Source organism: Mycobacterium sp. (assembly GCF_965229265.1).
Taxonomy (GTDB): Bacteria; Actinomycetota; Actinomycetes; order Mycobacteriales; family Mycobacteriaceae; genus Mycobacterium.
Map to the genome: position 1 here is coordinate 801503 of NZ_CBDDIY010000011.1, position 26751 is coordinate 828253.

24 protein-coding genes are annotated in these 26751 nt (G+C 68.6%); 19 read left to right on the forward strand and 5 right to left on the reverse strand.

Annotated elements, in window-relative coordinates:
* Positions 1-142 precede the first annotated feature (142 nt).
* Entirely contained in the window at positions 143-1051 is a 909-nt protein-coding gene (locus tag ADBZ9K_RS16355; RefSeq protein WP_526622711.1) for a thiamine-phosphate kinase, read from the forward strand.
* A gap of 23 nt (positions 1052-1074) precedes the next feature.
* A complete protein-coding gene (locus tag ADBZ9K_RS16360; protein ID WP_526622198.1) occupies positions 1075-1773 on the forward strand; it encodes a uracil-DNA glycosylase in 699 nt (232 codons plus the stop codon).
* Positions 1774-1855: 82 nt separating this feature from the next.
* Here ADBZ9K_RS16360 and rpmB read toward each other — a convergent pair whose 3' ends face one another.
* The gene (rpmB, locus tag ADBZ9K_RS16365) at positions 1856-2050 is read right to left on the reverse strand and encodes a 50S ribosomal protein L28 (RefSeq protein WP_135424465.1); all 195 of its coding nucleotides are present in this window, start codon (positions 2048-2050) and stop codon (positions 1856-1858) included.
* A 286-nt stretch (positions 2051-2336) separates the two neighbouring features.
* Between rpmB and fakA the strand changes: the two genes are divergently transcribed.
* From fakA to ADBZ9K_RS16385, 4 genes are all read left to right on the forward strand, one after another.
* Entirely contained in the window at positions 2337-3983 is a 1647-nt protein-coding gene (gene fakA / locus ADBZ9K_RS16370; RefSeq protein ID WP_526622200.1) for a fatty acid kinase ATP-binding subunit FakA, read from the forward strand.
* Positions 3984-6200 (forward strand): ATP-dependent DNA helicase RecG, encoded by a 2217-nt coding sequence (gene recG, locus ADBZ9K_RS16375; protein WP_526622202.1) that lies wholly within the window; start codon positions 3984-3986, stop codon positions 6198-6200. It begins immediately after the preceding gene.
* Positions 6197-6904, forward strand: coding sequence for a GmrSD restriction endonuclease domain-containing protein (locus tag ADBZ9K_RS16380; protein WP_526622204.1), 708 nt, complete (start codon positions 6197-6199; stop codon positions 6902-6904). Before recG ends, ADBZ9K_RS16380 begins: the two co-directional genes overlap by 4 nt.
* A gap of 264 nt (positions 6905-7168) precedes the next feature.
* Positions 7169-7780: a superoxide dismutase gene (locus tag ADBZ9K_RS16385; RefSeq protein WP_526622206.1), complete on the forward strand. Its 612-nt coding sequence runs from the start codon at positions 7169-7171 to the stop codon at positions 7778-7780.
* A gap of 12 nt (positions 7781-7792) precedes the next feature.
* On the opposite strand, the gene ADBZ9K_RS16390 is transcribed toward ADBZ9K_RS16385, so the two are convergent.
* Positions 7793-8632 (reverse strand): aldo/keto reductase, encoded by an 840-nt coding sequence (locus ADBZ9K_RS16390; protein ID WP_526622207.1) that lies wholly within the window; start codon positions 8630-8632, stop codon positions 7793-7795.
* Positions 8633-8950: 318 nt separating this feature from the next.
* Here ADBZ9K_RS16390 and ADBZ9K_RS16395 point away from each other — a divergent pair, with 318 nt between their 5' ends.
* From ADBZ9K_RS16395 to smc, 13 genes are all read left to right on the forward strand, one after another.
* Complete coding sequence (locus ADBZ9K_RS16395; RefSeq protein WP_526622209.1) at positions 8951-10075, forward strand: alpha/beta hydrolase; 1125 nt, start codon at positions 8951-8953, stop codon at positions 10073-10075.
* A 111-nt stretch (positions 10076-10186) separates the two neighbouring features.
* The gene (locus tag ADBZ9K_RS16400) at positions 10187-10969 is read left to right on the forward strand and encodes a DsbA family protein (protein WP_526622211.1); all 783 of its coding nucleotides are present in this window, start codon (positions 10187-10189) and stop codon (positions 10967-10969) included.
* Complete coding sequence (locus ADBZ9K_RS16405) at positions 10966-11604, forward strand: vitamin K epoxide reductase family protein (protein ID WP_526622213.1); 639 nt, start codon at positions 10966-10968, stop codon at positions 11602-11604. Before ADBZ9K_RS16400 ends, ADBZ9K_RS16405 begins: the two co-directional genes overlap by 4 nt.
* A gap of 36 nt (positions 11605-11640) precedes the next feature.
* On the forward strand, positions 11641-15054 hold the full coding sequence (locus ADBZ9K_RS16410; protein ID WP_526622215.1) for a pyruvate carboxylase: 3414 nt from the start codon (positions 11641-11643) through the stop codon (positions 15052-15054).
* Entirely contained in the window at positions 15051-15620 is a 570-nt protein-coding gene (gene rsmD / locus ADBZ9K_RS16415; protein ID WP_526622713.1) for a 16S rRNA (guanine(966)-N(2))-methyltransferase RsmD, read from the forward strand. Before ADBZ9K_RS16410 ends, rsmD begins: the two co-directional genes overlap by 4 nt.
* A 111-nt stretch (positions 15621-15731) precedes the next feature.
* Positions 15732-16214, forward strand: a complete 483-nt coding sequence (gene coaD, locus ADBZ9K_RS16420; protein WP_526622217.1) for a pantetheine-phosphate adenylyltransferase — start codon at positions 15732-15734, stop codon at positions 16212-16214.
* Positions 16215-16413: 199 nt separating this feature from the next.
* Positions 16414-17151 (forward strand): cell division protein SepIVA, encoded by a 738-nt coding sequence (gene sepIVA, locus ADBZ9K_RS16425; protein WP_526622219.1) that lies wholly within the window; start codon positions 16414-16416, stop codon positions 17149-17151.
* Between the two features lie 59 nt (positions 17152-17210).
* On the forward strand, positions 17211-17816 hold the full coding sequence (locus ADBZ9K_RS16430; RefSeq protein ID WP_526622221.1) for a YceD family protein: 606 nt from the start codon (positions 17211-17213) through the stop codon (positions 17814-17816).
* Positions 17816-18505, forward strand: a complete 690-nt coding sequence (rnc, locus tag ADBZ9K_RS16435; RefSeq protein ID WP_526622715.1) for a ribonuclease III — start codon at positions 17816-17818, stop codon at positions 18503-18505. Before ADBZ9K_RS16430 ends, rnc begins: the two co-directional genes overlap by 1 nt.
* A 27-nt stretch (positions 18506-18532) precedes the next feature.
* Positions 18533-19384: a DNA-formamidopyrimidine glycosylase gene (mutM, locus tag ADBZ9K_RS16440; RefSeq protein ID WP_526622223.1), complete on the forward strand. Its 852-nt coding sequence runs from the start codon at positions 18533-18535 to the stop codon at positions 19382-19384.
* 86 nt (positions 19385-19470) lie between these two features.
* A complete protein-coding gene (locus ADBZ9K_RS16445) occupies positions 19471-19884 on the forward strand; it encodes an OsmC family protein (protein ID WP_526622224.1) in 414 nt (137 codons plus the stop codon).
* Entirely contained in the window at positions 19881-20159 is a 279-nt protein-coding gene (locus ADBZ9K_RS16450; protein ID WP_526622226.1) for an acylphosphatase, read from the forward strand. Before ADBZ9K_RS16445 ends, ADBZ9K_RS16450 begins: the two co-directional genes overlap by 4 nt.
* A 26-nt stretch (positions 20160-20185) precedes the next feature.
* On the forward strand, positions 20186-23785 hold the full coding sequence (gene smc, locus ADBZ9K_RS16455) for a chromosome segregation protein SMC (protein WP_526622228.1): 3600 nt from the start codon (positions 20186-20188) through the stop codon (positions 23783-23785).
* Here smc and ADBZ9K_RS16460 read toward each other — a convergent pair.
* The 3 genes from ADBZ9K_RS16460 to fni form a co-directional block, all read right to left on the reverse strand.
* Positions 23782-25248, reverse strand: coding sequence for an amino acid permease (locus ADBZ9K_RS16460; protein ID WP_526622230.1), 1467 nt, complete (start codon positions 25246-25248; stop codon positions 23782-23784). The genes smc and ADBZ9K_RS16460 overlap by 4 nt on opposite strands.
* 12 nt (positions 25249-25260) lie before the next feature.
* On the reverse strand, positions 25261-25551 hold the full coding sequence (locus ADBZ9K_RS16465; RefSeq protein WP_526622232.1) for a hypothetical protein: 291 nt from the start codon (positions 25549-25551) through the stop codon (positions 25261-25263).
* Positions 25552-25683: 132 nt separating this feature from the next.
* A complete protein-coding gene (gene fni, locus ADBZ9K_RS16470) occupies positions 25684-26703 on the reverse strand; it encodes a type 2 isopentenyl-diphosphate Delta-isomerase (RefSeq protein WP_526622234.1) in 1020 nt (339 codons plus the stop codon).
* Positions 26704-26751: the final 48 nt, after the last annotated feature.

Here is a 26751-nt window from a genome sequence, read left to right on the forward strand (position 1 = left end):
CGGCGACGCACTGCGCGTCGACAGGGTCCAAAGGTTACCGCAGGTTGGGTGAGGCTGCGGCGATGAGCGGACGCGATAGCAGGAGGTACGACTGGTGGTCGACGGCCGTGGACCCACGCTGCAGCAACTGGGCGAGTTCCCGATGATCGACCGGCTGGTGGTGGGCCGCCACCAACCCGCGGGCGTGACGGTCGGCCCCGGCGACGACGCCGCGGTGGTCGGCGCGCCGGACGGACGCGTCGTGATCACTACCGACATGCTGGTGGAAGGCCGTCACTTCCGGCTGGACTGGTCTGCACCGCGCGACATCGGGCGAAAGGCGATCGCGCAGAACGCCGCCGACGTCGAAGCGATGGGCGCGCGGGCCACGGCTTTCGTCGTCGGGTTCGGCGCCCCGCCTGACACCGCGGTTGCACAGGTGCAGGAGCTCTCGGACGGGATGTGGCAGGAGGCCGGGGGCCTGGGAGCCGGAATCGTCGGGGGCGATCTGGTCAGCAGCCCGCAATGGGTCGTGTCGGTGACCGCGCTGGGCGATCTGGCCGGGCGCCCAGCGGTGCTGCGCAGTGGTGCGCGGGCGGGATCGGTGATCGCGGTGACCGGCGAGCTGGGCCGCTCTGCGGCAGGATTTCTGCTGTGGCACAACAGAATCGACGGATTCGACGACGTGCGGCAACGGCATCTGGTGCCGCGCCCGCCGTACGGACAGGGAGTCGTCGCCGCCGAGGCCGGCGCGCAGGCGATGACCGATGTCTCCGACGGATTGCTCGCCGACCTCGGTCACGTCGCCGCGGCGTCCGGTGTGGCGATGGATCTCGTCGGCGACGCCCTGCTGCCCGATGTCGAGGCCGTTGTGCCCGTGGCGGAGGTGGCCGGCGCCGACCCGTGGTCGCTGGTGTTGTCCGGTGGCGAAGATCACGCCCTGGTCGGGTGTTTTCCCGGTGCGGTGCCGCCGGGTTGGCGGGTGATCGGCACCGTCTCGGACGGCGCCCCCGGCGTCTCGGTCGATGGCCGGCAGTGGAGCGGCCCAGCGGGCTGGCAGTCGTTCGACTGATCGCGCACGTTAGGTTGGCGTCCGTGACGACCACGGCCAAACCGCTGACTGAACTCGTCGATCCCGGCTGGGCGAGGGCGCTGACCCCGGTCAGCGAGCAGATCACGCAGATGGGCCAGTTCCTGCGGGCCGAGATCACCGCGGGGCAGCGCTACCTGCCCGCCGGGCCGAACGTGCTGCGCGCCTTCACCTTCCCGTTCGAGGAGGTGCGAGTGCTGATCGTCGGCCAGGATCCCTATCCGACGCCCGGCCATGCGGTTGGCCTGAGTTTCTCGGTGGCCCCCGACGTGCGGCCGCTGCCGCGCAGTCTGGCCAACATTTTCACCGAGTACACCGCCGACCTGGGTCACCCACAACCCTCCAACGGCGACCTGACGCCCTGGGCGCAGCGCGGCGTCATGCTGCTCAACAGGGTGCTCACGGTGCGGCCGGGAAACCCCGCGTCGCACCGCGGCAAGGGCTGGGAAGCGGTGACCGAATGCGCCATCCGCGCGCTGGTCGCCCGTGATCAGCCGATGGTGGCGATCTTGTGGGGGCGTGACGCGTCGACGCTCAAGCCGATGCTCGCCAACGGGCGGGAGGGATCGTGCGCAGTGATCGAGTCACCCCACCCGTCACCGCTGTCGGCGTCGCGCGGCTTTTTCGGTTCGCGGCCGTTCAGCCGTGCCAACGAGCTGTTGACCGGGATGGGCGCACCGCCGATCGACTGGCGACTGCCCTAGCCCACGCCGAGATCGACGTTATGGCGTGCGCGTCTCGCTCTCTTCCGCCCAAACGTCGGTTTGGGCGGAAACGGGAGGGCGACTAGCCGCGGGTGACCTTGCCAGCCTTCAGGCACGAGGTGCAGACGTTGATGCGCTGCTTGTTGCCGCCGGGACGGGTCACGGCGTGCACCGTCTGGATGTTCGGGTTCCACCGACGGTTGGTCCGGCGGTGGGAATGCGACACCGACTTGCCGAAGCCGGGGCCCTTTGCGCAGATATCGCACACGGCAGCCATGTAGAACTCCTCAAATCAGTAGGCATCAGTAGCTCGCAGGGGCCAACGACCGGGCGACGGGTGACCCGACAACCTGACTAGGATAACCGTCCGGTGAACTGAACGCCAAAATGCGCCCCGCCCGTGCCCGCAGCGAGCGCCCCTGGACTCACCCATAGTTCCCTGAACTGCGGCGATCAGATGATCACACGGGACCGGGTCGCGGTGACGTCGAACTGTCGGACGGACTGGATAGGCTGGCGCGACGGGAGCCGTGTGGTGTGCCAGGGATCGCGAGGAGGTGTCGATGCCGGACCGGCGGCTGGACGCTTCGGCCTTGCGTGACTGGGCTCATACCGCGGTGGGCGACCTGATCACCCACACCGACGAGATCAACCGGCTCAACGTGTTCCCGGTGGCCGATTCCGACACCGGCACCAATCTCTTGTTCACCATGCGCTCGGCGCTCGCCGAAGCCAACTCGGCGGCCGACTCGGGTGACGTCACCCAGGTGGCCGCCGCGCTGTCTGAGGGAGCGCTGCATGGTGCCCGGGGCAATTCCGGGGTGATCCTGTCGCAGATCCTGCGGGGCCTGGCCGATGTGACGGCCTCGGCCGGCGCCGACTCCGAGGGCTCGCTGGCCGACATCGACGCCGTCTTGCTGGGGGCGGCGCTGCGTCACGGGGTGGGGCTGGTGGTGTCGTCGATGGGCGGGCAGCTGGTGGCCGGCACCATCGTGTCGGTGCTGCAGGCCGTCGCCGATGCCGTCGAGCACGGCGCGGCCCAGGGCGCCGGGCTGGGTGAGGCGCTGGCTGCCGGTGCCGATGCCGCGGTGGTGGCGCTGGAGCGCACACCGCAGCAGCTCGAGGTGCTGGCCGATGCCGGCGTGGTCGATGCCGGGGGGCGCGGCCTGCTGGTTCTGATTGACGCGCTGATCGCCACCATCAGCGGGCACACGCCGCACCGGCGGGCCTACGTGCCTGGCCCGCCCCGGTCCGAAAGCGTTGCCGCCGAAGCGGCCCCGCTGCAGTTCGAGGTGATGTACCTGCTCGGTGAGTGTGACTCGACGGCCCTGGACCGGTTGCGTGTGCGGCTGGACGAACTCGGGGATTCGGTCGCCATCGCTGCCTCGGCCAGCGATCGGCACTCCGTGCACGTGCACACCGACGACGCGGGTGCCGCCGTGGAGGCGGGGCTGGCCGCCGGTGCGGTGAGCCGCATCCAGATCTCGGTGCTCAGCACCGGACCGGCCCGACTCGCCTCGGGCAGTTGGAGCCGCGGACGCGCGGTATTGGCCGTCGTCGACGGTGACGGCGCCGAGGAGCTGTTCAGCCAGGAGGGTGCCTGTGTGCTGCGCCCGGATGCGGCGTTGGCCGATCCCGCCAATGGGGTCAGTGCCCACCATCTGATTCGCGCACTGGTCGACACCGGCGCCGCCCAGGTGATGGTGCTACCCAACGGGTACGTCGCGGCCGAGGAACTGGTGGCCGGGTGCACGGCTGCCATCGGCTGGGGCATCGACGTCGTCGCGTTGCCGACCGGGTCGATGGTCCAGGGCCTGGCCGCGTTGGCCGTCCATGATGCCCACCGGCAGGCCGTCGACGACGGCTACTCGATGGCCGCGGCCGCAGCCGCGGCTCGGCATGGCTCGGTGCGAGTCGCCACCGAACAAGCCTTGACCTGGGCGGGCACCTGCCGTCCGGGTGACGGTCTCGGCATCGCCGGCGACGAGGTGCTGGTGGTTGCCGACGATGTGGCCGGGGCCGGCGTCGGGCTGATCGACCTGCTGCTCGTGGCCGGCGGCGAACTGGTGACGGTGCTGGTCGGCCATGACATCGATCCCGCCGTCGCCGAGGCGCTGACCGACCACGTCCACCGCCGCCACCCCGGTATCGAGCTGGCGACGTATCGCACCGGCCATCGCGGTGACGTGCTGTTGATCGGGGTGGAGTAGATGGTCGGCCTCACCGACCGCCTCGACGGCATCCTCGGCGGCAAGGCCGCCGGACTGCTCGACGAGGTGTTCGCCATCCACACCGTCGATGACCTGCTCCGGCACTACCCCCGCAAGTACATCCACGGGATGTCGGTGTGGGGCGAGGACGAGGTGCCGCCCGAGGAGGGGGAGCACATCACCCTGGTCGGCGAGATCGACAAGGCCGAGGTCCGCTGGACCAACCGACAGCCCAAGCGTGAGTACCTGGTGATCACGCTCGGAAAGGGGCGCCGGAAGGTCACCGCGACGTTCTTCAACGCCAAGTACCTGAAGAAGGATTTGGTGGAAGGCGTCCGGCTGATGTTGTCCGGGGAGGTCGGCTTCTTCAAGGGCGCCATGCAGCTGACCCATCCGGACTTCCTGGTGCTGAACTCACCGAAGGGACGGGTGTTCGGCAGCAAGTCGCTCAAGACCATCGCCGACACCTCGACGTCGCCGAGCGGCGAGCTGTCGATGGCGGCGTTCGAACGTGACTTCTTCCCGATCTACGCGGCCAGCTCCAAGCTGCAGAGTTGGGACATCTATGCCTGCGTACAGCAGGTGCTCGCGGTGCTCGATCCGATCCCCGATCCGCTGCCGAAAGCCGTGCTGAATCAACGTGGTCTGATAGCCGAAGACACCGCGTTGCGCGCCATCCACGTGGCCGAGAAGGAAGTCGAGCGGGAGGCCGCCCGGGAGCGGCTGACCTTCGACGAGGCGGTCGGCATGCAGTGGGCGCTGGCCCGGCGCCGGCACGGCGAACTCGGCCAGTCCGGGCCGCCGGCCCCGCATCGTGATGACGGGTTGGCTGCCGCGATGATGGGCCGATTGCCGTTCGAACTGACCGCGGGGCAGCGTGAGGTGCTCGGCGTCGTGAGCGCGGAACTGGCTGCGACCAAGCCGATGAACCGGCTGCTGCAGGGCGAGGTCGGCTCCGGTAAGACGATCGTGTCGGTGTTGGCGATGCTGCAGATGGTCGATGCCGGCTACCAGTGCGCTCTGCTGGCCCCGACGGAAGTCCTTGCCGCTCAGCATGCCCAGTCCATCCGCGCTGTCCTCGGCCCGCTGGCGATGGCCGGTCAGCTCGGCGGTGCGGACGGTGCCACCCGGGTCGCGCTGCTGACCGGCTCGATGTCGGCGGCGCAGAAACGGCAGGTACGCGACGAGGTCGCCGCGGGGGAGGCGGGCATCGTCATCGGCACCCACGCGCTGCTGCAGGAGGCCGTCGAGTTCAAACAGCTGGGCTTTGTCGTGGTCGACGAACAGCACCGGTTCGGGGTGGAGCAGCGAGACCGGTTGCGCGCCAAGGCACCTGACGGTCTGACGCCACACCTGCTGGTGATGACGGCGACGCCCATCCCGCGCACGGTGGCGCTGACCGTCTACGGGGATCTGGAAACCTCGACACTGCGCGAGTTGCCGCGTGGACGGCAACCGATCACCACCAACACGATCTTCATCAAGGACAAGCCGCAGTGGCTGGACAGGGCCTGGCAGCGGATCACCGAAGAGGTCGGCGCCGGGCGGCAAGCCTACGTCGTGGCCTCGCGTATCGACGAGGACGACAAGCCCGCCGGCGAACAAGCCGGTCCGCCCGCCGAGACCGTGGTTGCCCTCTACGAGCGGCTGCGGCACGGGGCGCTGGCCGGGCTGCGGCTGGGTCTGATGCACGGCCGGCTGCCCGCCGACGAGAAGGACGCGGTGATGACGGCGTTTCGCGCCGGGGACATCGATGTGCTGGTGTGCACCACCGTCATCGAGGTCGGGGTGGATGTGCCCAACGCGACGATGATGGTGGTGATGGACGCCGACCGGTTCGGCATCAGCCAGCTGCACCAGCTGCGCGGCCGGATCGGGCGCGGGGCGCATGCCAGCCTGTGCCTGCTGGCGACCAAGCTCCCGCAGGGCTCCAAGGCGGGCGAGCGGTTGACGGCGGTGGCCGGCACACTGGACGGTTTCGCGCTCGCCGACCTCGATCTGCAGGAGCGTCGCGAGGGAGATGTGTTGGGGCTCAACCAATCTGGTCGGCCAATCACGTTGCGCTTCCTATCGCTGGCTGAGCACCTCGAGGTCATCGTGGATGCTCGGGAAGTCGCCCAGTCGATATATGCCGGCGACCCCGACAACCGGGGGATGGCGATCCTGGCTGGGCAGTTCACCGGCGGCGACCGCATCGACTATCTGGACAAGGCGTGAGGCGCCGGCAGTTCATCTGGCTGGCGGTGATCGCGGCGCTGGCGGTGATCGTCTCGGTGCAGGTGGTGTCCTCGACGGGTGAATCCGATCGGATGGTCGCCCGCGCCGACCCTCCGACCGTGGTGCCGGGAACCGATGTGCTCGCCGGTGTGATGATCATCCCGGCACGGGTCCGGGGTTACGACTATCGTCGGGCGGCGTTCGGCGAGGCCTGGGACGACGACAACAGTGCACCGGGTGGGCATAACGGCTGCGACACCCGCGACGACATTCTCGATCGCGATCTCGTTGACAAGACCTACGTCTCGACCAAGCGGTGCCCGCAGGCGGTGGCCACCGGTGTGCTGCACGATCCGTACACCAGCGCGACGATCCCGTTCACCCGGGGAGCCCAGGTCGGCGCGGCGGTGCAGATCGACCACCTGGTGCCGCTGGCCTACGCATGGGACATGGGGGCGCGAGACTGGCCGGACGCCATGCGGATTCGGTTCGCCAACGATCCGGCCAACCTGCTGGCCGTGGCGGGCCAGGTCAACCAGGACAAGGGGGATCAGCCCCCGGGGGCCTGGATGCCGCCCAATCATGGTTTCTGGTGCCAGTACGCCATCCAGTTCATCGCCGTGCTGCGCGGCTACTCGCTGCCGGTGGACGAGGCCTCGGCAGGCGAGCTGCGCGAGGCTGCGGCGAGCTGCCCGACTGGCTGACCGCCGCTGTTGTTGTGCTCCAGGCGTTGTCGCCATGGCGCGGATCGGCCGCTCCGAAAGCTCTCGCCGCCAAGACAAGTCGCTACACGATGTGCTGCATCGATGCCGTAGCGGCCGATCCGCACCGTCAGTCTACCCACAACAAATGAACATGTGAACATCTAGACATATGAGGCGACGGGGTCATAGGGTGCCAACCAGGCAGGCCCGCAGTCCCGGACGGCCTGGCTCACGACGCGCACCACGGACGAGAAGGGGAACCCCATGGCTGACTACACGCTGCCCGACCTGGATTACGACTACGGTGCGCTGGAACCGCATATTTCGGGTCAGATCAACGAGATTCATCACAGCAAACACCACGCCGCCTACGTCAAGGGCCTCAACGACGCGATCGCCACACTCGAGGAGGCCCGGGCCAACGGCGATCACGGTGCGATCCTGCTCAATGAGAAGAACCTGGCGTTCCATCTCGGCGGCCACGTCAACCACAGCATCTGGTGGAAGAACCTGTCGCCCAACGGCGGTGACAAGCCGACCGGGGAGCTCGCCGCGGCGATCGACGATCAGTTCGGCTCGTTCGACGCCTTCCGGGCTCAATTCGCCGCGGCCGCCAACGGTTTGCAGGGCTCGGGCTGGGCGGTGCTGGGCTACGACCCGCTGGGCCGGCGCCTGCTGACCTTCCAGCTCTACGATCAGCAGGCCAACGTGCCGCTGGGCATCATCCCGCTGCTGCAGGTCGACATGTGGGAACACGCCTACTACCTGCAGTACAAGAACGTCAAGGCCGACTACGTCAACGCATTTTGGAACGTCGTCAACTGGGCCGACGTGCAGCACCGTTTCGCCGCCGTGACCGACTCCCTGATCGGCTAGGGCCCCGCGGCTCTAGGTGCCGGTGTAGGTCTCCGGGTTCGGCCGGAACCGGGTGCCGTCGTCGAGCCCGTTGAGGGTGTCCATCTCGGCGGCGGTCAGCTCGAAGTCGAACACGTCGGCGTTCTCGGCGATGCGCGCCGGGTCCGACGAGCGGGGGATCACCACATTGCCCAGCTGCAGGCTCCAGCGGATCAGCACCTGCGCCGGGGACTTGCCGTGCGCGCCGGCCACGGCGGTGATCGCCGGGTGCTCCAGCAGCTTGCCGACTCCCAGCGGGCTGTAGGCCTCGGTGACGATGGAATGCTCGGCGTGCACCGACCGCAGCTCAGCCTGGTTCAGCAGCGGATGCAGCTCGATCTGGTTGATGGCCGGCGCGAAGAAGCTCAGGTCGATGATGTTCGACAGGTGCTCGGGGGTGAAGTTCGATACACCGATCGACTTGATGAGGCCATCTTGTCGGGAGCGCATGATTCCGCCCCAGGCATCGATGTACTTGCCGTTCTGCTCGGCCGGCCAATGGATCAGGTAGAGGTCTACGTAGTCCAAGCCGAGCCGCTCGAGGCTGGCCTTGATGGCGTCCTGGGACGACTGGAAGCCCTGGTCGGCGGTGGCGAGCTTGGTGGTGATGAAGAGTTCGTCGCGCGGCAGACCCGATGCGGCCACAGCCCGGCCGACGGCCTCTTCGTTGCCGTAGATCGAGGCGGTGTCGATCATGCGGTAGCCGGCCTGCAACGCGCTGGCCACCGCGCTCTCGGTTTCCTCGGGGGAAAGCTCGGCGACGCCGAGGCCCAGCACCGGGATGCTGTTGTCGTCATTGAGCGTGACGGTGGGGATCGCGGCCGCCGGCGTCATGTCACCTGCCTGTTGGATCGAAGTTTCCGGGTCGGGACCCGCATGATCGGTTCTGGGGTCACCGACTTCGGGATGACGATAGTACCCAGGGCTAAATGTCATCTGAGCAGGTCCGGCGCCGGTGTCGCCAGGTGCGGGCTCCCGCCCCGTCAAATTGTCGGGTTGGTCAACGCGGATGGGCGGGCCAGCGGACTCGTCCGGTCGAGCGTCTCGACCCCAAGGCTGTTGCCGTACCCTTCGGCGGTGTCGGCCTGGCGCCGTCCGGCACGGGCGTCGCACCAGCGCGCCGCACACCCACTCGAACCCTTGGGAGCAGCGATGACGGGGAGTTTGTCCGCACCGGCGCCCGGTGAGCTGCCGGTCGATACCGCCCGACGGAGCCGCTGGCTGCAGCGGGCGTTGGGGGCGGGGAATCGGGCCGGAGTGAAGGTCATCCCACACCTGCCCGGCGGGCTCAAGCGGCTGCTGTCCGGCGGCCGGGCCGTCAGCATCGACGGCAACACACTGGACCCGTCGATCCAGATGATGCTGGCCGCCCAGCGTGCGGTCGGGATGAGCAGCCTGGTCGTGGCCGACGATGCGGTCGCCACGCGTGTCCACAACCGCGAAGCGACCCGCAGCCTCGACGAGCCCGACGTGTACGTCGGCCACATCGCACCGGTGTCGATTCCCGGCCCGGCCGGGACGATCCCGGCCCGCCATTACCGTCCGGCCGGGGACGGGCCCGCCCCGCTGCTGGTCTTCTATCACGGCGGCGGCTACGTCTTCGGCGACCTGGAGACCCACGACTCGGCCTGCCGGCTGATCTGCCGTGACGCCGGCGTGCATGTGCTGGCCGTCGACTATCGGCTGGCCCCTGAGCACAAGGCGCCCGCCGCCGTCGACGACGCGTACGCCGCCTACCTGTGGGCCCGCGCTCACGCCGCCGAACTGGGTGCCGACCCGGCCCTGGTCGCCGTTGGCGGCGACAGCGCCGGCGGATGCCTGGCCACCGTGGTCACCCGGCTGGCCCGCGACGCCGGCGAGCCGCTGCCCGCCCTGCAATGGCTGATCTACCCGGTCACCGACATGCGGGGGTTGACCCGTTCGCGCACCTTGTTCGCCGACGGCTTTCTGCTGACCAAACACAACATCGACTGGTTCCGGGACGCCTACGTCGACGGCTCCGGCCTCGAGGTCACCGACCCGCGGGTGTCACCGTTGCTGACCGAGGATCTCTCGGGGCTGCCCCCGGCGCTGGTGATCACCGCCGGATTCGATCCGCTGCGCGACGAAGGCGAGAACTACGCGGCCAAGCTGCGCGAGGCCGGCGTTACCGTCGACGCTCGGCGGATGGGGGCGATGGTGCACGCATTCCTCAACTTCAACGCGCTGGGCGGCCAGGTGAGCCGGGCCAACGCCGAGATGATCTCGGCGTTGCGCGCCCACCTTGCCCGCGGCTGACCTCCGGCGGGGCAGGAGCGAAGCGACCTGGGGAATGAAGGCGCCGACGCGCGACGCCGGTACTCTAGAGGCGCCAACACCGAGTTCTGAACAGCGAGGATCAGTCGACCCGTGGCCACCAATAAGAAAAGCGCCCCCCGCTACGACCTGAAAGCCCAGGATCGCAAGCGCAACCTGGCCATCCAGCTGGGGCTGACTGCGATCGTCGTCATCTTCGCTGTCGCTCTGGTGCTCTACATCGTGATGAGCCACGACAAGAAGACCGCCTCCGGCGACGCGCAGGCCGTGCGGATCACTTCCAGTGCGCTGATCAAGAAGGACGGCAGCGATGAGCCCAAGGCCGTCCTGTCGATCTACGAGGATTTCCAGTGCCCGCATTGCCGTGACTTCGAGAAGGCCTTCAGCTCGACCATCGGCAAGCTGGTCGACAGCGGCGCGGTGGCTGCCGACTACTACCCGGTCGCCATCTTGAACTCGTCGTTGAACAAGGACTACTCGACTCGCGCCGCCAACGCCGCGTACTGCGTCGCCGACGTGGACAAGGAAGCCTTCGTCCGGTTCCACTCCGCGTTGTTCGCCCAGCAGCCCGAGGAAGGCTCCGGCAACGCGCCGGACAACAACGCACTGATCGAGATCGCCCGGCAGGCCGGCGTGCCGACCGACAAGGTCTCGCAGTGCATCAACAGCGGCAAGTACAACGACCGGGTCGAGGGGTTGGCCGCGGCCACCAAGATCAACGCGACGCCCACCGTCCGGCTCAACGGCCAGGACATCAGCCCGGCGTCGCCCGACGACCTGATCGCCAAGGTCACCGCCGTCGTCGGCAACGTTCCCGGCCTCGCGCCTGCACCCGCCGCCCCGGCCCCGGCAGCCCCGGCCCCCGCAGCGCCATGAGTATCGCGACGCCGGCTCCGGTCGAGCCCGCCCAGCCGGCTAGCTCGGCGGGCGCGTCCGGCGGCGTCGCGGTGCGACCCGCCAGCGCGTGGTGGGTGCTGATCGCCGGCGTCATCGGACTGGTCGCCTCGGCCACCTTGATGATCGAGAAGGTCGAGATGCTCAAGAACCCGGCCTATGTGCCGAGTTGCAGCATCAATCCGGTGCTCTCGTGCGGCTCGGTGATGGTGACCCCGCAGGCCTCGGCCTTCGCGTTCCCCAACCCGCTCATGGGCGTCGCCGGATTCTCGGTGGTCGTGGTGACTGGTGTGCTGGCAGTCGCCAAGGTCCGGTTACCGCGCTGGTATTGGGTGGGCCTGACCGGCGGCGTGGCGCTGGGTGCGGTGTTCGTGCACTGGTTGATATTTCAGACGCTCTACCGCATCGGTGCGCTCTGCCCGTACTGCATGGTGGTGTGGTCGGTGACCATCCCGCTGCTGGTGGTCGCGGCCTCAATCGCGTTTCGACCCCTGGCCGGCAACCCGGTGGCCCGGGCGCTCTACACCTGGCGCTGGTCGATCGTGGCGCTCTGGTTCACCGCCGTCATTCTGATGATCCTGGTCCGGTTCTGGAACTACTGGTCCACGCTCATCTAGCCGCGTCGTACCGGCACCACAGAGTAGGGTCCGCGTGTGATCTCCAAAGTCCTTGTCGCCAATCGTGGTGAGATCGCCATCCGCGCCTTCCGTGCGGCCTACGAGATGGGTATCGGCACCGTCGCGGTCTATCCGTATGAGGACCGCAATTCGCTGCATCGGTTGAAGGCCGACGAGTCCTATCAGATCGGCGACATCGGTCATCCGGTGCGGGCCTATCTGTCGGTCGACGAGATCGTTGCCACCGCGCTGGCGTGCGGGGCCGACGCGATCTACCCCGGGTACGGATTCCTTTCGGAGAACCCTGAACTGGCGGCATCCTGCGCGGCGGCGGGCATCACCTTCATCGGGCCCGACGCGTCGATCCTCGAGCTCACCGGCAACAAGGCGCGCGCGATCGCGGCAGCTCGTGCGGCGGGTCTGCCCGTACTCGCTTCCTCGCGGCCGTCGGCGTCGGTGGCCGAACTTGTTGCGGCCGCCCAGGACATGGACTTCCCGTTGTTCGTCAAGGCGGTGGCCGGCGGTGGCGGGCGCGGGATGCGCCGGGTGAGCGATCTCGCGGCGTTGCCGGAGGCGATCGAGGCGGCCAGTCGCGAGGCCGAATCCGCGTTCGGGGATCCGACGGTGTTCCTCGAGCAGGCTGTCGTCAACCCCCGCCACATCGAGGTGCAGATCCTCGCCGACACCCACGGCAACGTCATCCACCTCTACGAGCGGGACTGCAGTGTGCAGCGCCGCCATCAGAAGGTCATCGAGCTGGCCCCGGCCCCCAATTTGGATCCCGCTCTGCGGGAACAGATCTGCGCCGACGCGGTCGCGTTCGCCCGCTCCATCGGTTACAGCTGTGCGGGCACGGTGGAGTTCCTCCTCGACGAGCGCGGCCGGCACGTGTTCATCGAGATGAATCCCCGGATCCAGGTGGAGCACACCGTGACCGAGGAGATCACCGACGTCGACCTGGTGTCGGCGCAGCTGCGGATCGCGGCGGGGGAGACGCTGGCCGATCTGGGCCTGAGCCAGGAGACGATCGCACCCCATGGCGCGGCGCTGCAGTGCCGCATCACCACCGAGGACCCAGCCAACGGATTCCGGCCCGACACCGGCCGGATCACCACCTACCGCTCACCGGGCGGTGCCGGTATCCGTCTGGACGGCGGCACCCACCTCGGCGCGGAGATCACCGCGCATTTCGATTCGATGCTGGTCAAGCTGACCTGTCGGGGGCGGGACTTTCCTACCGCCGTTGCGCGGGCCAGGCGCGCGGTCGCCGAGTTCCGCATCCGCGGGGTTTCGACGAATATCCCGTTCCTGCAAGCGGTTCTGGACGACCCTGACTTCCAGGCGGGCCGGGTCACCACGTCCTTCATCGACGAACGCCCGCAACTGCTGACCTCGCGCACGTCGGCCGACCGCGGCACCAAGATGCTTAGATTCCTCGCCGAGGTGACCGTCAACTCGCCCTACCGCGACCGTCCCCGGTTCTACCCCCAGGACAAGCTGCCCGCCATCGACATCGCGTCGACCACTCCGGCTCCAGGCAGCAAGCAACGGCTCGCCGAACTGGGTCCCGAAGGATTCGCCAAGTGGCTCAAGGACTCTGGCGCCGTGGGCGTGACCGATACGACGTTCCGTGATGCACACCAGTCGCTGCTGGCCACTCGGGTGCGCTCGTCGGGGTTGCTGCTTGTTGCCCCCTACATCGCCAGGATGATGCCGCAGCTGCTGTCCATCGAATGCTGGGGTGGTGCGACCTACGATGTGGCGCTTCGCTTCCTGAAGGAAGATCCCTGGGAGCGGCTGGCCTCGCTGCGTGAGGCGATCCCCAATATCTGTCTGCAGATGCTGCTGCGCGGGCGCAACACCGTGGGGTACACGCCGTACCCGGAGGCGGTGACGCACGCCTTCGTCGACGAGGCCGCCCGTACCGGTGTCGATATTTTCCGCATTTTCGACGCGCTCAACCACGTCGAGTCGATGCGGCCGGCCATCGACGCGGTGCGCCAAACCGGTTCGGCGGTAGCTGAAGTCGCGATGAGCTACACCGGCGATCTGTCCAACCCCGCCGAGACGCTCTACACGCTGGACTACTGGCTGCGGCTGGCCGAGCAGATCGTCGACGCCGGCGCGCATGTCCTGGCGATCAAGGACATGGCCGGCCTGCTGCGCCCGCCCGCGGCGGCCACCCTGGTCTCGGCGTTGCGCAGTCGCTTCGATCTACCGATCCACGTGCACACCCACGACACGCCCGGCGGGCAGCTGGCCACCTATACCGCGGCCTGGCATGCCGGCGCGAGCGCCGTGGACGGCGCCGCGGCACCGCTATCGGGCACCACCAGCCAGCCGCCGCTGTCGGCGATCGTGGCTGCCGCCGCGCACACCCCCTTCGACACCGGTCTGGACCTGGGCGCGGTATGCGATCTGGAGCCGTACTGGGAGCTGTTGCGGCGGGTGTATGCCCCGTTCGAGGCGGGCCTGCCGGCGCCGACCGGGCGGGTCTATGACCACGAGATCCCGGGCGGTCAGCTGAGCAACCTGCGCACCCAGGCGATCGCGCTGGGGTTGGGGGACCGCTTCGAGGACATCGAGAACGCCTATGCCGGGGCCGACCGGATCCTGGGCAGGCTGGTCAAGGTCACCCCGTCGAGCAAGGTGGTCGGAGACCTGGCGCTGACGTTGGTCGGTGCCGGGGTTACCGCGGAGGAATTCGCCGCAGACCCGGGGCGCCACGACATCCCCGATTCGGTGATCGGCTTCCTGCGCGGCGAGCTGGGCGACCCGCCGGGGGGCTGGCCGGAGCCGTTGCGCACGAAGGCGTTGCAGGGGCGCGGGCCGGCCAAGCCCGAGGAGCCGCTGGCAGTGGAGGACGAGAACGTTCTCGCCGAGCCCGGCACGGCTCGTCAGGCTGCGCTGAACCGGCTGCTGTTCCCCGGGCCCACTCGCGAATTCGAGGCTCACCGCGAGGAATACGGCGACACCTCGGGGTTGAGCGCCAACCAGTTCTTCAGTGGGCTGCGCCACGGCGACGAGCATCGCATCAAGATCGAGCGCGGTGTGGAGCTCATCGTCGGGCTCGAGGCCATCTCCGATGCCGACGAGCGGGGGATGCGCACGGTGATGTGCATCATCAACGGACAGCTGCGCCCAGTGGTGGTGCGCGATCGCAGCATCGCCGACACCGTGCCGACCGCCGAGAAGGCCGACCGTGCCAATCCCGACCATGTCGCCGCCCCGTTCGCCGGTGTGGTGACCGTCAGCGTGTCCGTCGGTGACGAGGTCGAGGCCGGCCAGACCATCGCCACCATCGAGGCGATGAAGATGGAAGCCGCCATCACCGCACCCAAGGCCGGCTCCGTCAACCGCGTCGCGGTCGGCAGCACGGCCCAGGTCGAAGGCGGTGACCTGCTGGTGGTGATCGGCCCGGCGGGCGAAGCGACCGGGGGGGAAGGCTGACCCGGATCGTCGCCGGCGCGGCGGGCGGTCGGCGTATCGACGTGCCGGCCCGCGGGACGCGACCGACCACCGACCGGGTCCGCGAGGCGTTGTTCAGCGCCCTGGCGGCACGCCGGGATTTCGACGGTCTGCGGGTGCTCGATCTCTACGCGGGCTCCGGTGCGCTCGGCCTGGAGGCATTGTCCCGCGGGGCCGCCTCGGCGCTGTTGGTCGAATGCGATGCGCGCGCGGTCGCGGTCATCAAACGCAACGTCGCCACGGTCGGGCTGCCGGGCGCGACGGTTCGGCGGGGGGCGGTGGCGGCGGTCCTGGCATCCGGTCCCGACCGGCCGATGGACCTGGTGCTGGCCGACCCGCCCTACGAGGTGTCGGTGGCGGACCTGACGGCGGTACTGGCGTTGCTGGACGGCAACGGCTGGGTGGCCCCGGGCAGCGTCGTGGTGGTGGAGCGGCCGACATCCTCGGCGACGCTGACCTGGCCGGCGGGCTGGACGGGATGGCCGTCGCGCCGGTATGGCGACACCCGCGTCGAGCTGGCCGAAGTCGGCGAGGGAACCGACTGCTAGCGTCATCGCTTATGACCGCCGGCGACGATGCGGAGCGCAGCGACGAGGAGGAGTGGCGCTTATGACCGCCGGCGACGATGCGGAGCGCAGCGACGAGGAGGAGTGGCGCTTATGAGTGGCGCGGTTTGCCCGGGATCATTCGATCCGGTGACGCTGGGACACGTCGACATCTTCGAGCGCGCCGCGGCCCAGTTCGACGAGGTCATCGTGGCGGTGTTGATCAACCCCAACAAGAAGGGGATGTTCGACATCGACGAGCGGATCGCGATGATCTCCGAAGCCACCGCCCACCTGCCGAACCTGCGGGCCGAATCAGGGCAGGGCCTGGTCGTTGATTTTGTCAAGCAGCGCGGGTTCACCGCGATCGTCAAGGGTCTGCGCACCGGTACCGATTTCGAGTACGAGCTGCAGATGGCCCAGATGAACAAGCACATCGCCGGGGTGGACACGTTCTTCGTGGCCACGACCCCGCAGTATTCGTTCGTGTCCTCGTCGCTGGCCAAAGAGGTGGCGATCCTGGGTGGTGACGTCTCGGCACTGCTGCCGGCGTCGGTGAACCGTCGGCTGCAGGCCAAGCTCGCCGAGCGCAACTGACGGATTCGGCGCCGGTCGTGAGCGTGCGTGTCGGTACGCGACACGCCGTAGGCGGTGTACGCCAAGCGCACGCTCGCCGATACACCCGTTCTGGCGCCCTTAGGCCGATTCGGTTTCCGACACACCGACTCACCACCACTGTCACAGGCGTAACACCAGGCACACTGGTCACTACCAACTACGCCAGGAGGGCGGCGCCGTGTACCGAGTTTTTGAAGCGCTCGACGAACTGAGCGCAATCGTCGAAGAGGCGCGCGGCGTGCCGATGACGGCCGGCTGCGTGGTTCCCCGCGGTGACGTCCTGGAACTGGTCGACGACATCAAGGACGCGATCCCCGGCGAGCTCGACGACGCCCAGGACGTCCTGGACGCCCGTGACAACCTGCTACGGGAGGCCAAGGAACACGCCGACTCCATGGTCTCGACCGCCACGGTCGAGGCCGACTCGCTGCTCAGCCATTCCCGCGCGGAAGCCGACCGCCTCCTGTCCGACGCCAAGTCTCAGGCCGACCGGATGGTGGCCGAGGCGCGCCAGCACAGCGAACGCATGGTGCACGAGGCCCGTGAAGAGGCCTCCCGCCTCGCGGCCACGGCCAAGCGCGAGTACGAGGCCGCCAGCAGCCGCGCCAAAGCCGAGGCTGACCGGCTGGTTGAGAGCGGCAACATCTCCTACGAGAAGGCCGTCCAGGAAGGCATCAAGGAGCAGCAGCGGCTGGTCTCCCAGACCGAGGTGGTCCAGGCGGCCAACGCCGAGGCCACTCGGCTCATCGACACCGCACATGCCGAGGCTGACCGGCTGCGCGGCGAGTGCGACATCTACGTCGACAACAAGCTCGCCCAGTTCGAGGACTACCTCAACGGCACCCTGCGCTCGGTGAGTCGCGGCCGCCACCAGCTGCGGACCGCGGCAGGTACCCACGACTACGTGCAGCGCTGAGACCTGCGGGCAGCGCCTACTGGCTGAACCGGCCCGAGCCGAGCTTTAAGATTAGCTACATGGCGACGCTCAAGAGTGCACACAAGCAGCACAGATCGCGCTCGCCGCTGGTGTTCGACATCTCCCGGCTGGGCCGTCGTCCCGGCACCATGCTGGAGCTGCGGCAGGTCGTGCCCAGTCCCGCGCGGATCGGGCTCGATCTGATCGCCATTGAACGCGGTGCCGACCTGGACCTGGACCTGCGGCTGGAATCGGTATCAGAAGGTGTGCTGGTCACCGGCACCGTCCACGCTCCCACCCGCGGTGAATGCTCCCGGTGTCTGGCGCCGGTCACCGGCGACGTCGAGATCTCGCTGACCGAGTTGTTCGCCTATCCCGACAGCGCAACGGAGTCCACCACCGAGGAGGACGAGGTCAGTCACGTCGTCGACCAGACCATCGACCTCGAACAGCCGATCGTCGACGCCGTCGGTCTGGCATTGCCGTTCGCACCGCTGTGCACCGAGGACTGCCCCGGCCTGTGCCCGCGGTGCGGTGTAGCGCTGGCCAGTGCCGAACCCGACCACCAGCACGACCTGATCGATCCGAGGTGGGCCAAGCTCGCGGGTATGCTCCCCGGCGCCGAGGAGGATACGAACCCCGATGCGGGGGCTGGCACTTCGTGATGCCGCCGCGCGAGAACGTGTTGGCCGCCCTTGGCGTGGCGTTACCCGACGAGCTGCTCACGCTGGCGCTGACCCACCGCAGCTATGCCTACGAGCACGGCGGACTGCCCACCAACGAGCGCCTGGAGTTCCTCGGCGATGCGGTCCTGGGCCTGACGGTGACCGACGAGCTGTTCCACCGTCACCCCGACCGGTCGGAGGGGGATCTGGCCAAATTGCGCGCCAGCATCGTCAACACCCAGGCATTGGCTGATGTCGCGCGCGGGCTCACCCCGGAGGGCCTGGGAGCACACCTGTTGCTGGGCCGCGGTGAGGTCAACACCGGCGGGGCAGACAAATCCAGCATCCTGGCCGACGGCATGGAGTCGTTGCTCGGCGCGGTCTACCTCCACCACGGCATCGACGTGTCCCGCGAGGTGATCCTGCGGTTGTTCGGCGACCTGATGGACACCGCCCCGACCTTGGGTGCCGGCTTGGACTGGAAGACCAGCCTGCAGGAGCTCACCGCGGCGCGCAATCTCGGCCCGCCGTCCTACGTCGTGACCTCCACCGGGCCAGACCACGACAAAGAGTTCACCGCCGTGGTGATGGTGATGGACGCCGAATACGGGTGGGGCGTGGGACGCTCGAAGAAAGAGGCCGAGCAGAAGGCCGCCGCCGCGGCGTGGAATGCGCTGGACAACGCTTGAACCACAGTCGTGTCGGCGGAGGCGACGGTGCCTGAACTTCCCGAGGTCGAGGTCGTCCGGCGAGGCCTGCAGGAGCACATCGCCGGCAGATCCATCACCGCCGTGCGCGTGCACCACCCGCGTGCCGTGCGTCGCCATGAACTCGGTGCCGCGGACCTGTCCGCGCGCCTGCTCGGTGCCCGTGTCACCGGCACCGGCCGCCGCGGAAAGTACTTGTGGCTCAACCTCGATGACGATCAGACCGCATTGGTGGTGCACCTCGGGATGAGTGGGCAGATGCTGCTGGGGCCGGTCCCCAACACCGATCACCTGCGCATCGCGGCGCTCCTCGACGACGGCACCGCGCTCAGCTTCGTCGACCAGCGCACCTTCGGCGGATGGCAGCTGGCCGAGCTGGTCACCGTCGACGGCAGCCGGCTGCCCGAACCCGTCGCGCACATCGCCCGCGACCCGCTGGATCCGTTGTTCGACCGCGACGCCGTCGTTACGGTGTTGCGCCGCAAGCACTCCGAGATCAAGCGTCAATTGCTCGACCAGACGGTGGTGTCCGGTATCGGCAACATCTACGCCGACGAGGCGCTGTGGCGGGCCAAGATCAACGGCGCGCGGCTGGCCGAGAAACTCACCCGCCGCGAACTCGCCACCCTGCTGGACGCGGCCACCGAGGTGATGCGGGAGGCGCTCGGGCAGGGCGGCACCTCGTTCGACTCGCTGTATGTCAACGTCAACGGGCAGTCCGGCTACTTCGACCGGTCCCTGAACGTCTACGGCCGCGAGGATCTGCCCTGTCCGCGGTGTGGCACCGCGATTCGGCGGGAGAAGTTCATGAACCGCTCGTCGTACTACTGCCCGAAATGCCAGCCCCGCCCGCGGCGTTGACCTACTTCGAGAACGACGTTTCGGCGTGATTTACTCGCACTTCCTCGCCCGAATGTCGGCTTGGGCGCAAAAGGAGCGAAGGCAACATGACTGACCTGTGGGTGGAACGCACCGGAATCCGCCGCTATACCGGCCGCAGCAGCCGCGGAGCGGAGGTGTTGATCGGCTCCGAGACCGACGAGGGCGTCTTCACCCCCGGCGAACTGCTCAAGATCGCGCTGGCCGGCTGCAGCGGCCTGAGCAGTGACCAGCCCCTGCGGCGGCGTCTGGGCGACGACTACCCGGCGGTGATCAAGGTCTCCGGCGCGGCCGATCGTGACCAGGAGCGCTACCCGCTGCTCGAGGAGGACCTGCAGATCGACCTGTCCGGGCTGTCGCCCGAGGATGTCGAACGCCTGCTGGTGGTCGTCAACCGCGCCATCGACCAGGTCTGCACGGTGGGGCGCACCCTCAAGGCCGGCGCCGAGGTCCGCTTCGGCGTCACCGACACCGGGTCATGACCGAACGCGTCCGCCTGACCGCCTGGGTCCACGGCCACGTCCAGGGTGTGGGTTTTCGCTGGTGGACGCGTTCCCGTGCGCTCGAGCTGGGGCTGACCGGCTACGCGAGCAACCAGGCCGACGGCCGGGTGCTGGTCGTCGCGCAGGGCCCGCGGGCCGACTGTGAGCGGCTGCTGGCGCTGTTGCGCGGCGAAACCACGCCCGGATCGGTGGACAAAGTCGTCGCCGATGTCGGCGAACCCGGCGAGCCGATGGCCGGGTTCCGCGAGCGCTGATCGCCGCGCCGGTAACCTGACTCGACGTGTACCTCAAGAGTCTGACGCTGAAGGGCTTCAAATCCTTCGCCTCGCCGACGACTCTGCGTTTCGAACCCGGCATCACCTGCGTGGTCGGCCCGAACGGTTCGGGCAAGTCCAACGTCGTCGACGCCCTGACCTGGGTGATGGGGGAGCAGGGCGCCAAGGCGCTGCGTGGCGGCAAGATGGAGGACGTCATCTTCGCCGGCACCTCGTCGCGGGCGCCGCTGGGCCGCGCCGAGGTGACGCTGACCATCGACAACTCCGACAACGCGCTGCCCATCGAATACTCCGAGGTGTCGATCACCCGGCGGATGTTCCGCGACGGCGCCGGCGAATACGAGATCAACGGCAGCAGCTGCCGGCTGATGGACGTCCAGGAACTGCTCAGTGACTCCGGCATCGGCCGCGAGATGCACGTCATCGTCGGTCAGGGCCGGCTGGCCCAGATCCTGGAGTCGCGCCCCGAAGACCGCCGGGCCTTCATCGAAGAGGCCGCCGGTGTGCTCAAGCACCGCAAACGCAAGGAAAAGGCGGTCCGCAAGCTGGAGTCGATGGCGGCCAACCTGGCCCGGCTCACCGACCTCACCACCGAGCTGCGCCGCCAGCTCAAGCCGTTGGGCCGCCAGGCCGAGATGGCGCGGCGCGCCCAGACCATCCAGGCCGACCTGCGGGACGCGCGGCTGCGGCTGGCCGCCGACGACCTGGTGGCGCGCCGCGCCGAATTCACCGGAGCCGACACCACCGAGACCACCCTGCGCCGGGAGCACGACGAGGCCGCCGAACGGCTCACCGTGGCCACCCAGGCCCTGGCCGACCACGAGGCCGCCGTCGCGACCCTGTCCGAACGCACCGACGCCGCCCAGCAGGCCTGGTTCCGGCTCTCGGCACTGGCCGAACGGGTCAGCGCCACCGTGCGTATCGCCAGTGAACGCGCGCAGTACCTGGAGGGCGAACCCACCGCCAGCAGCGGTCCCGACCCCGACGCGCTCGAGGCCGAGGCCGATGAGATCGCCGCGCGCGAGCAGGAGGTGCTCGCCGAACTGGCCGAGGCCCGGTTCCGGCTGGAGGCCGCCCGGGCCGAACTGGGCGAGCGGGAACGCGCCGCCGTGGAGGCCGAGCGGGCTCATATGGCCGCCGTGCGCGCCGAAGCCGACCGCCGGGAGGGGCTGGCCCGGCTGGCCGGCCAGGTGGAGACGGTGCGCGCCCGCGTCGAGTCCATCGACGAGGGCGTGACGCGGCTGACCAACGCGATCGAGGAGGCCGCCGCCCGCGCCCAACATGCCAAGGCCGAGTTCGAGACGGTGCAGGGCCGGGTCGGCGAACTCGACCAGGGCGAGGTCGGCCTGGATGAGCAACACGACCGCACCGTGACCGCCCTGCGGCTTGCCGACGAACGGGTGGCCGAGTTGCAGGCCGCCGAGCGCAGCGCCGAGCGGCAGGTCGCCTCGCTGCGGGCCCGCATCGATGCGCTGGCGGTGGGTCTGGAGCGCAAGGACGGCGCCGCTTGGCTCACTCAAAACCAAAGTGACTCTGGGCTTTTCGGCACCATCGCAAAACTGGTGAAGGTGCACAGCGGCTTCGAGGTGGCGCTGGCCGCGGTGCTGGGTTCGGCCGCCGACGCGGTGGCCGCCGACGATGTCGCCGCGGCCCGCTCGGCGGTGCGCGCACTGAAGGAAGCCGACGGTGGTCGAGCGGCAATCGTATTGGGGGACTGGCCGATTACACCGCGTCCGCCGGGTGCACCGCTGCCCGGCGGTGCCCGCTGGGCGCTCGATCTGATCGACGCGCCGCCGCGCCTGCAGGGGGCGCTGACCGCGATGCTCACCGACGTCGCCGTCGTTGACGACCTGGCCGCGGCCCTGGACCTGGTCGCCGGCCACCCGGCGCTGCGGGCGGTCACCCTCGACGGCGATCTGGTCGGCCCCGGATGGGTCACCGGCGGTTCCGACCGCAAGCCGAGCACGTTGGAGATCGCCTCCGAAATCGACAAGGCCAAGACCGACCTGGCGGCCGCCGAGACTCAGGTCGAGGAATTGTCGGCCGCACTGGCCGGCGCGCTCAGCGAGCAGGCCAACCGTCAGGAAGCCGCCGAGGACGCGCTGGCCGCGCTCAACGAATCCGACGCCGCGATCTCGGCGATCTACGAACAGCTGGGCCGGCTCGGGCAGGAGGCCCGGGCGGCCGAGGAGGACTGGCGCCGCCAACTCGGCCAGCGTGACGAGCTCGAAGCCGGCCGGGTGCAGACCGTTGAGGAGCTGACCGAGCTGGAGAACCGGTTGTCCGCCGCGCAGGAGAGCCAGACGCCGGTGGAGGACGCCCCGGCCGACCGCCAGTTCATGCAGGCCGCAGCCGAAGAGGCCCGTGCCATCGAGGTGGAGGTGCGGTTGGCGGTGCGCACGGCCGAGGAACGCGCGAATGCCGTTCGCGGGCGCGCTGATTCGTTGCGCCGCGCCGCCGCTGCCGAGCGGGAGGCCCGGATCCGCACCGAACGGGCCCGTGCCGCCCGCGAGCACGCCGCCGCCGTGGCGGCCGCCGTCGCCGAGTCGGGGCGCCGCATCGCCGAGCGCCTCAGCGGTGTGGTGGCCGCGGCCTCGCGCCGCCGCGACGCGCTGGCCGCCGAACGTCAGGAGCGGGCCACGGCGATGGCCGCCGCGCGGGAGGAGGTGACCGCGCTGAACAGCCGGATCACCGCGCTGACCGACTCGCTGCATCGCGACGAGGTGGCCAAGGCCCAGGCCGCACTGCGCATCGAACAGCTCGAGCAGATGGTGCTCGAGCAGTTCGGCATGGCCGCCGACGACCTGATCGCCGAGTACGGCCCCGATGTGGCGCTGCCGCCCTCGGAGCTGGAGATGGCCGAGTACGAGCAGGCCAAGGAACGCGGAGAGCAGGTCATGGCGCCGGCGCCGATGCGCTTCGACCGGCCCACCCAGGAGCGCCGGGCCAAACGCGCCGAACGTGAGCTCGCCGAGCTGGGCCGGGTCAACCCGCTGGCGCTGGAGGAGTTCGCCGCCCTAGAGGAGCGCTACAACTTCCTGTCCACCCAGCTCGAGGACGTCAAGGCCGCCCGCAAGGACCTGATGGACGTGATCGCCGACGTCGACAACCGGATCCTGCAGGTGTTCGCCGAGGCCTACGCCGACGTCGAGCGGGAGTTTGAGCAGGTGTTCGCCACGCTGTTCCCCGGCGGTGAGGGTCGGCTGCTGCTGACCGATCCCAACGATCTGCTGACCACCGGCGTCGAGGTGGAAGCCCGGCCGCCGGGCAAGAAGGTCAAGCGGCTCTCGCTGCTCTCCGGCGGCGAGAAGTCGTTGACCGCGGTGGCGATGCTGGTCGCCATCTTCCGGGCTCGCCCGTCGCCGTTCTACGTGATGGACGAGGTCGAGGCGGCCCTCGACGACGTTAACCTGCGCCGGCTGATCAGCCTCTTCGAGCAGCTGCGCACGCAGTCGCAGCTGATCGTCATCACCCACCAGAAGCCGACGATGGAGATCGCCGACGCGCTCTACGGCGTCACCATGCAGGGCGACGGCATCACCACGGTCATCTCGCAGCGGATGCGCGGTCAGGAGCTGGTGGGCACCGGAACCCCGCCCAGCTAGCTGTTGTGGGCGTCCCTGGAACGGCTCTCGGCCCTGGAACGGCTCTCGGCAATGTCGAGGACGCGCTCGCGCACCAGGAACCAGCCTCCGATCAGGAGGGGAATGACGACCACGAGGCTGCTGACCGTCCAGGTGCCGATCGGCGGGTCGAAGGCCATGAGGACCAGCACGGCGCCGAGGAATGCCAGCGTCGCATAGCTCGTATACGGTGCCCCCCACATTCGAAACGCCGGCCGCCGCATCTTGCCCTGCTTGGACCAGCGGTACAGCTGGAGTTGGCAGATGACGATCGTCGCCCACGACGCGAGGATCCCCAACGCCGCGACGTTGAGCACGATCTCGAACGCCATGGCGGGCACGATGCCGTTGAGCAGGACACCGGCCAATCCGATCGACGCCGTCAGGCAGATGCCGCCGTAGGGCACGCCCCGGCTGGACATCCGCGCGGTGAACTTCGGGGCGCTGCCGTTCATCGCCATCGATCGCAGGATGCGACCGGTCGAATACAACCCGGCGTTGAGGCTGGAGAACGCGGCGGTGAGCACGACCAGGTTCATGATCGATCCTGCGCCGTCTATCCCGATTCTGGAGAAGAACGTCACGAACGGGCTCTCGTCGGACTTGTAGGCGGTGTAGGGCAACAGCAGGCCCAGCAGGAACAGTGAACCCACATAGAACAGGGCGATACGTGCGATCACCGAGTTGATCGCACGCGGCATGATCGCCGCCGGGTCGGCCGTCTCACCGGCCGCGATGCCTACGAGTTCGACTGCAGCGTAAGCGAATACAACACCAGCACACACCACGACCAGCGGTAGGATGCCATGTGGGAACAGGCCGCCACTGTCGGCGATGACACTGAACCCGGTGGAGTGGCCATCCACGGGGTAGCGGCCGGCGAGGAAAATCGTTCCGGCGACGAGGAAAGCGAGCAGGGCGACGACTTTGACAAGGGCTGCCCAGAACTCCAACTCCCCGAACAGCGTCACGGAAATGAGGTTCATCGTCAGGACGACGGCCAGGGCGATCAGGGCGATCAGCCACTGCGGAACGGCGTCGAACACACTCCAGTAGTGGACGTACGTCGCGATCGCCGTGGAGTCGACGATCGAAGTCATCGCCCAGTTCAGGAAGTACAACCAGCCCGCGACATAGGCGGCCTTCTCGCCCAGGAATTCTCGCGCGTAGGACACGAACGACCCCGACGTCGGGCGGTGCAGGACGAGTTCGCCCAGGGCGCGCAGGATGAGGAACACGAAGATGCCGCAAAACGCGTACGCGAGGAAAAGTCCGGGCCCCACGTGCGCTAGTCGGCCACCAGCCCCGAGGAACAGGCCAGTTCCGATCGCGCCGCCGATGGCGATCATCTGCAGTTGCCGCGGTTTCAGGCTCTTGTGGTAGCCGGCATCCTCGCTGGTCAGGGCGAGTGAGTCGGTGGGCGGCAGGCTGGGAAGGGTTGTCATCGGGAGGCAGCCTTACTCCGGTCGATTCGGGGATGGGGGTTGGTTGGCGGGGTCCGCGCCGGCGCTGTCGGCGGGGTGCGGCGGTGTCGGAATGTCACGAAACGTGAACACAAAACCGAATACCGCCACCCCCGCAGCAACCAGGTATCCGAGGATCGAATACCAACCCACATGCAGATAGGCGGTGATGGCCACCAAGGCCATCGCAGCAAAGACCATGCACATCCCGATGAGAGGTGTCTTGGCCTTGAAGTCGATGAGCCGCATGGTCCTGCCCTCGCAGTTGTCTGGCAAACGTTGCATCAGTAAATACGGAGCGAACTGTTCATGCCGACTGAGAGACGGGAACTTTTCGTGTTCGTAACAACGGTCGGCGACGTGCGCCGGACCGTTGATGTGTCTGCCAGCGAAATACCGTGCGGGCGAGCCGGGCCGTCAGCAGGCGGTGAGTTCGAGGCGGCGAAGAGCGGACAGCTCCGATACGCCGCAGCCGTGCAGGCAGACCCGCAGTTCCTCGATGAATCCGTGCAGGGCGTCCAGCGCGGCGGCCGGCGACTCGATCGCCGGCGCCAGCAGCGGGCGGGCCAGCGCCACCACATCGGCGCCGAGCGTCAGCGCCTTGGCGGCGTCCATCCCGGTGCGGATGCCGCCGGAGGCGACCAGCGGCATGCCCGGCAGTGCCGCGTGCACCTCTCGCAGCGCCTGTGCGGTGGGAACCCCCCACTCCGCGACGGCGGGGAAGCGCACCTGTCCGTAGCGCACCAATTGCTCCACCCGTGCCCACGACGTGCCGCCCGCGCCGGCCACGTCGACCGCCGCTATCGGCAGGTCACGCAGGTGCTCGGCGGCCGCCGCCCCGATCCCGTGACCGACTTCCTTGACCAGAACCGGATAGGGCAGGGCATCGACCAGTCGGCGCAACCGCTCCAGCGTGCCGCTGAAGTCGGTGTCGCCGTTGTCCTGCATCGCCTCCTGCAAGGGATTGGTGTGCACCGCCAGCGCGTCGGCGCCGATCCGGTCCAGCGCGGCGGCCAGCTTGGGCACCACCGCGTCGGAGAGCTGCGCCAATCCGATGTTGCCGATCAGCAGCACATCGGGCGCCAGTTCGCGCACCTCGAAGCTGGCCGCCGCCGCAGTGCCGGTGGGGGAGTCGTCGAGCATGATGCGCTGCGAGCCCAACATCATGCCGATGCCCAGCTTCTGGGCAGCCTCGGCGAGATTGCGGTTGATCGTCCGCGACAGTTCCGCCCCGCCGGTCATCGCCCCGATCAGGACCGGCGCCTGGAGCCGGGCATCGAGGAATCGGGTGCTCAGGTCGATGGCGCCCAGGCTGGTCTGGGTCACGGCGTTGTAGGGCAGACGGTACTTCTCGAAGCCGGTGGTGACGGTCTGGTACTCAACCGGCCCGTGCAGGCAGGCGTCGATGTGGCGCAGTTTGCGCCTCGAGATGGACATGCCGTCGTCGCTGCGCTCCACCATCACCACGTACCCCGTTGTGCGGGG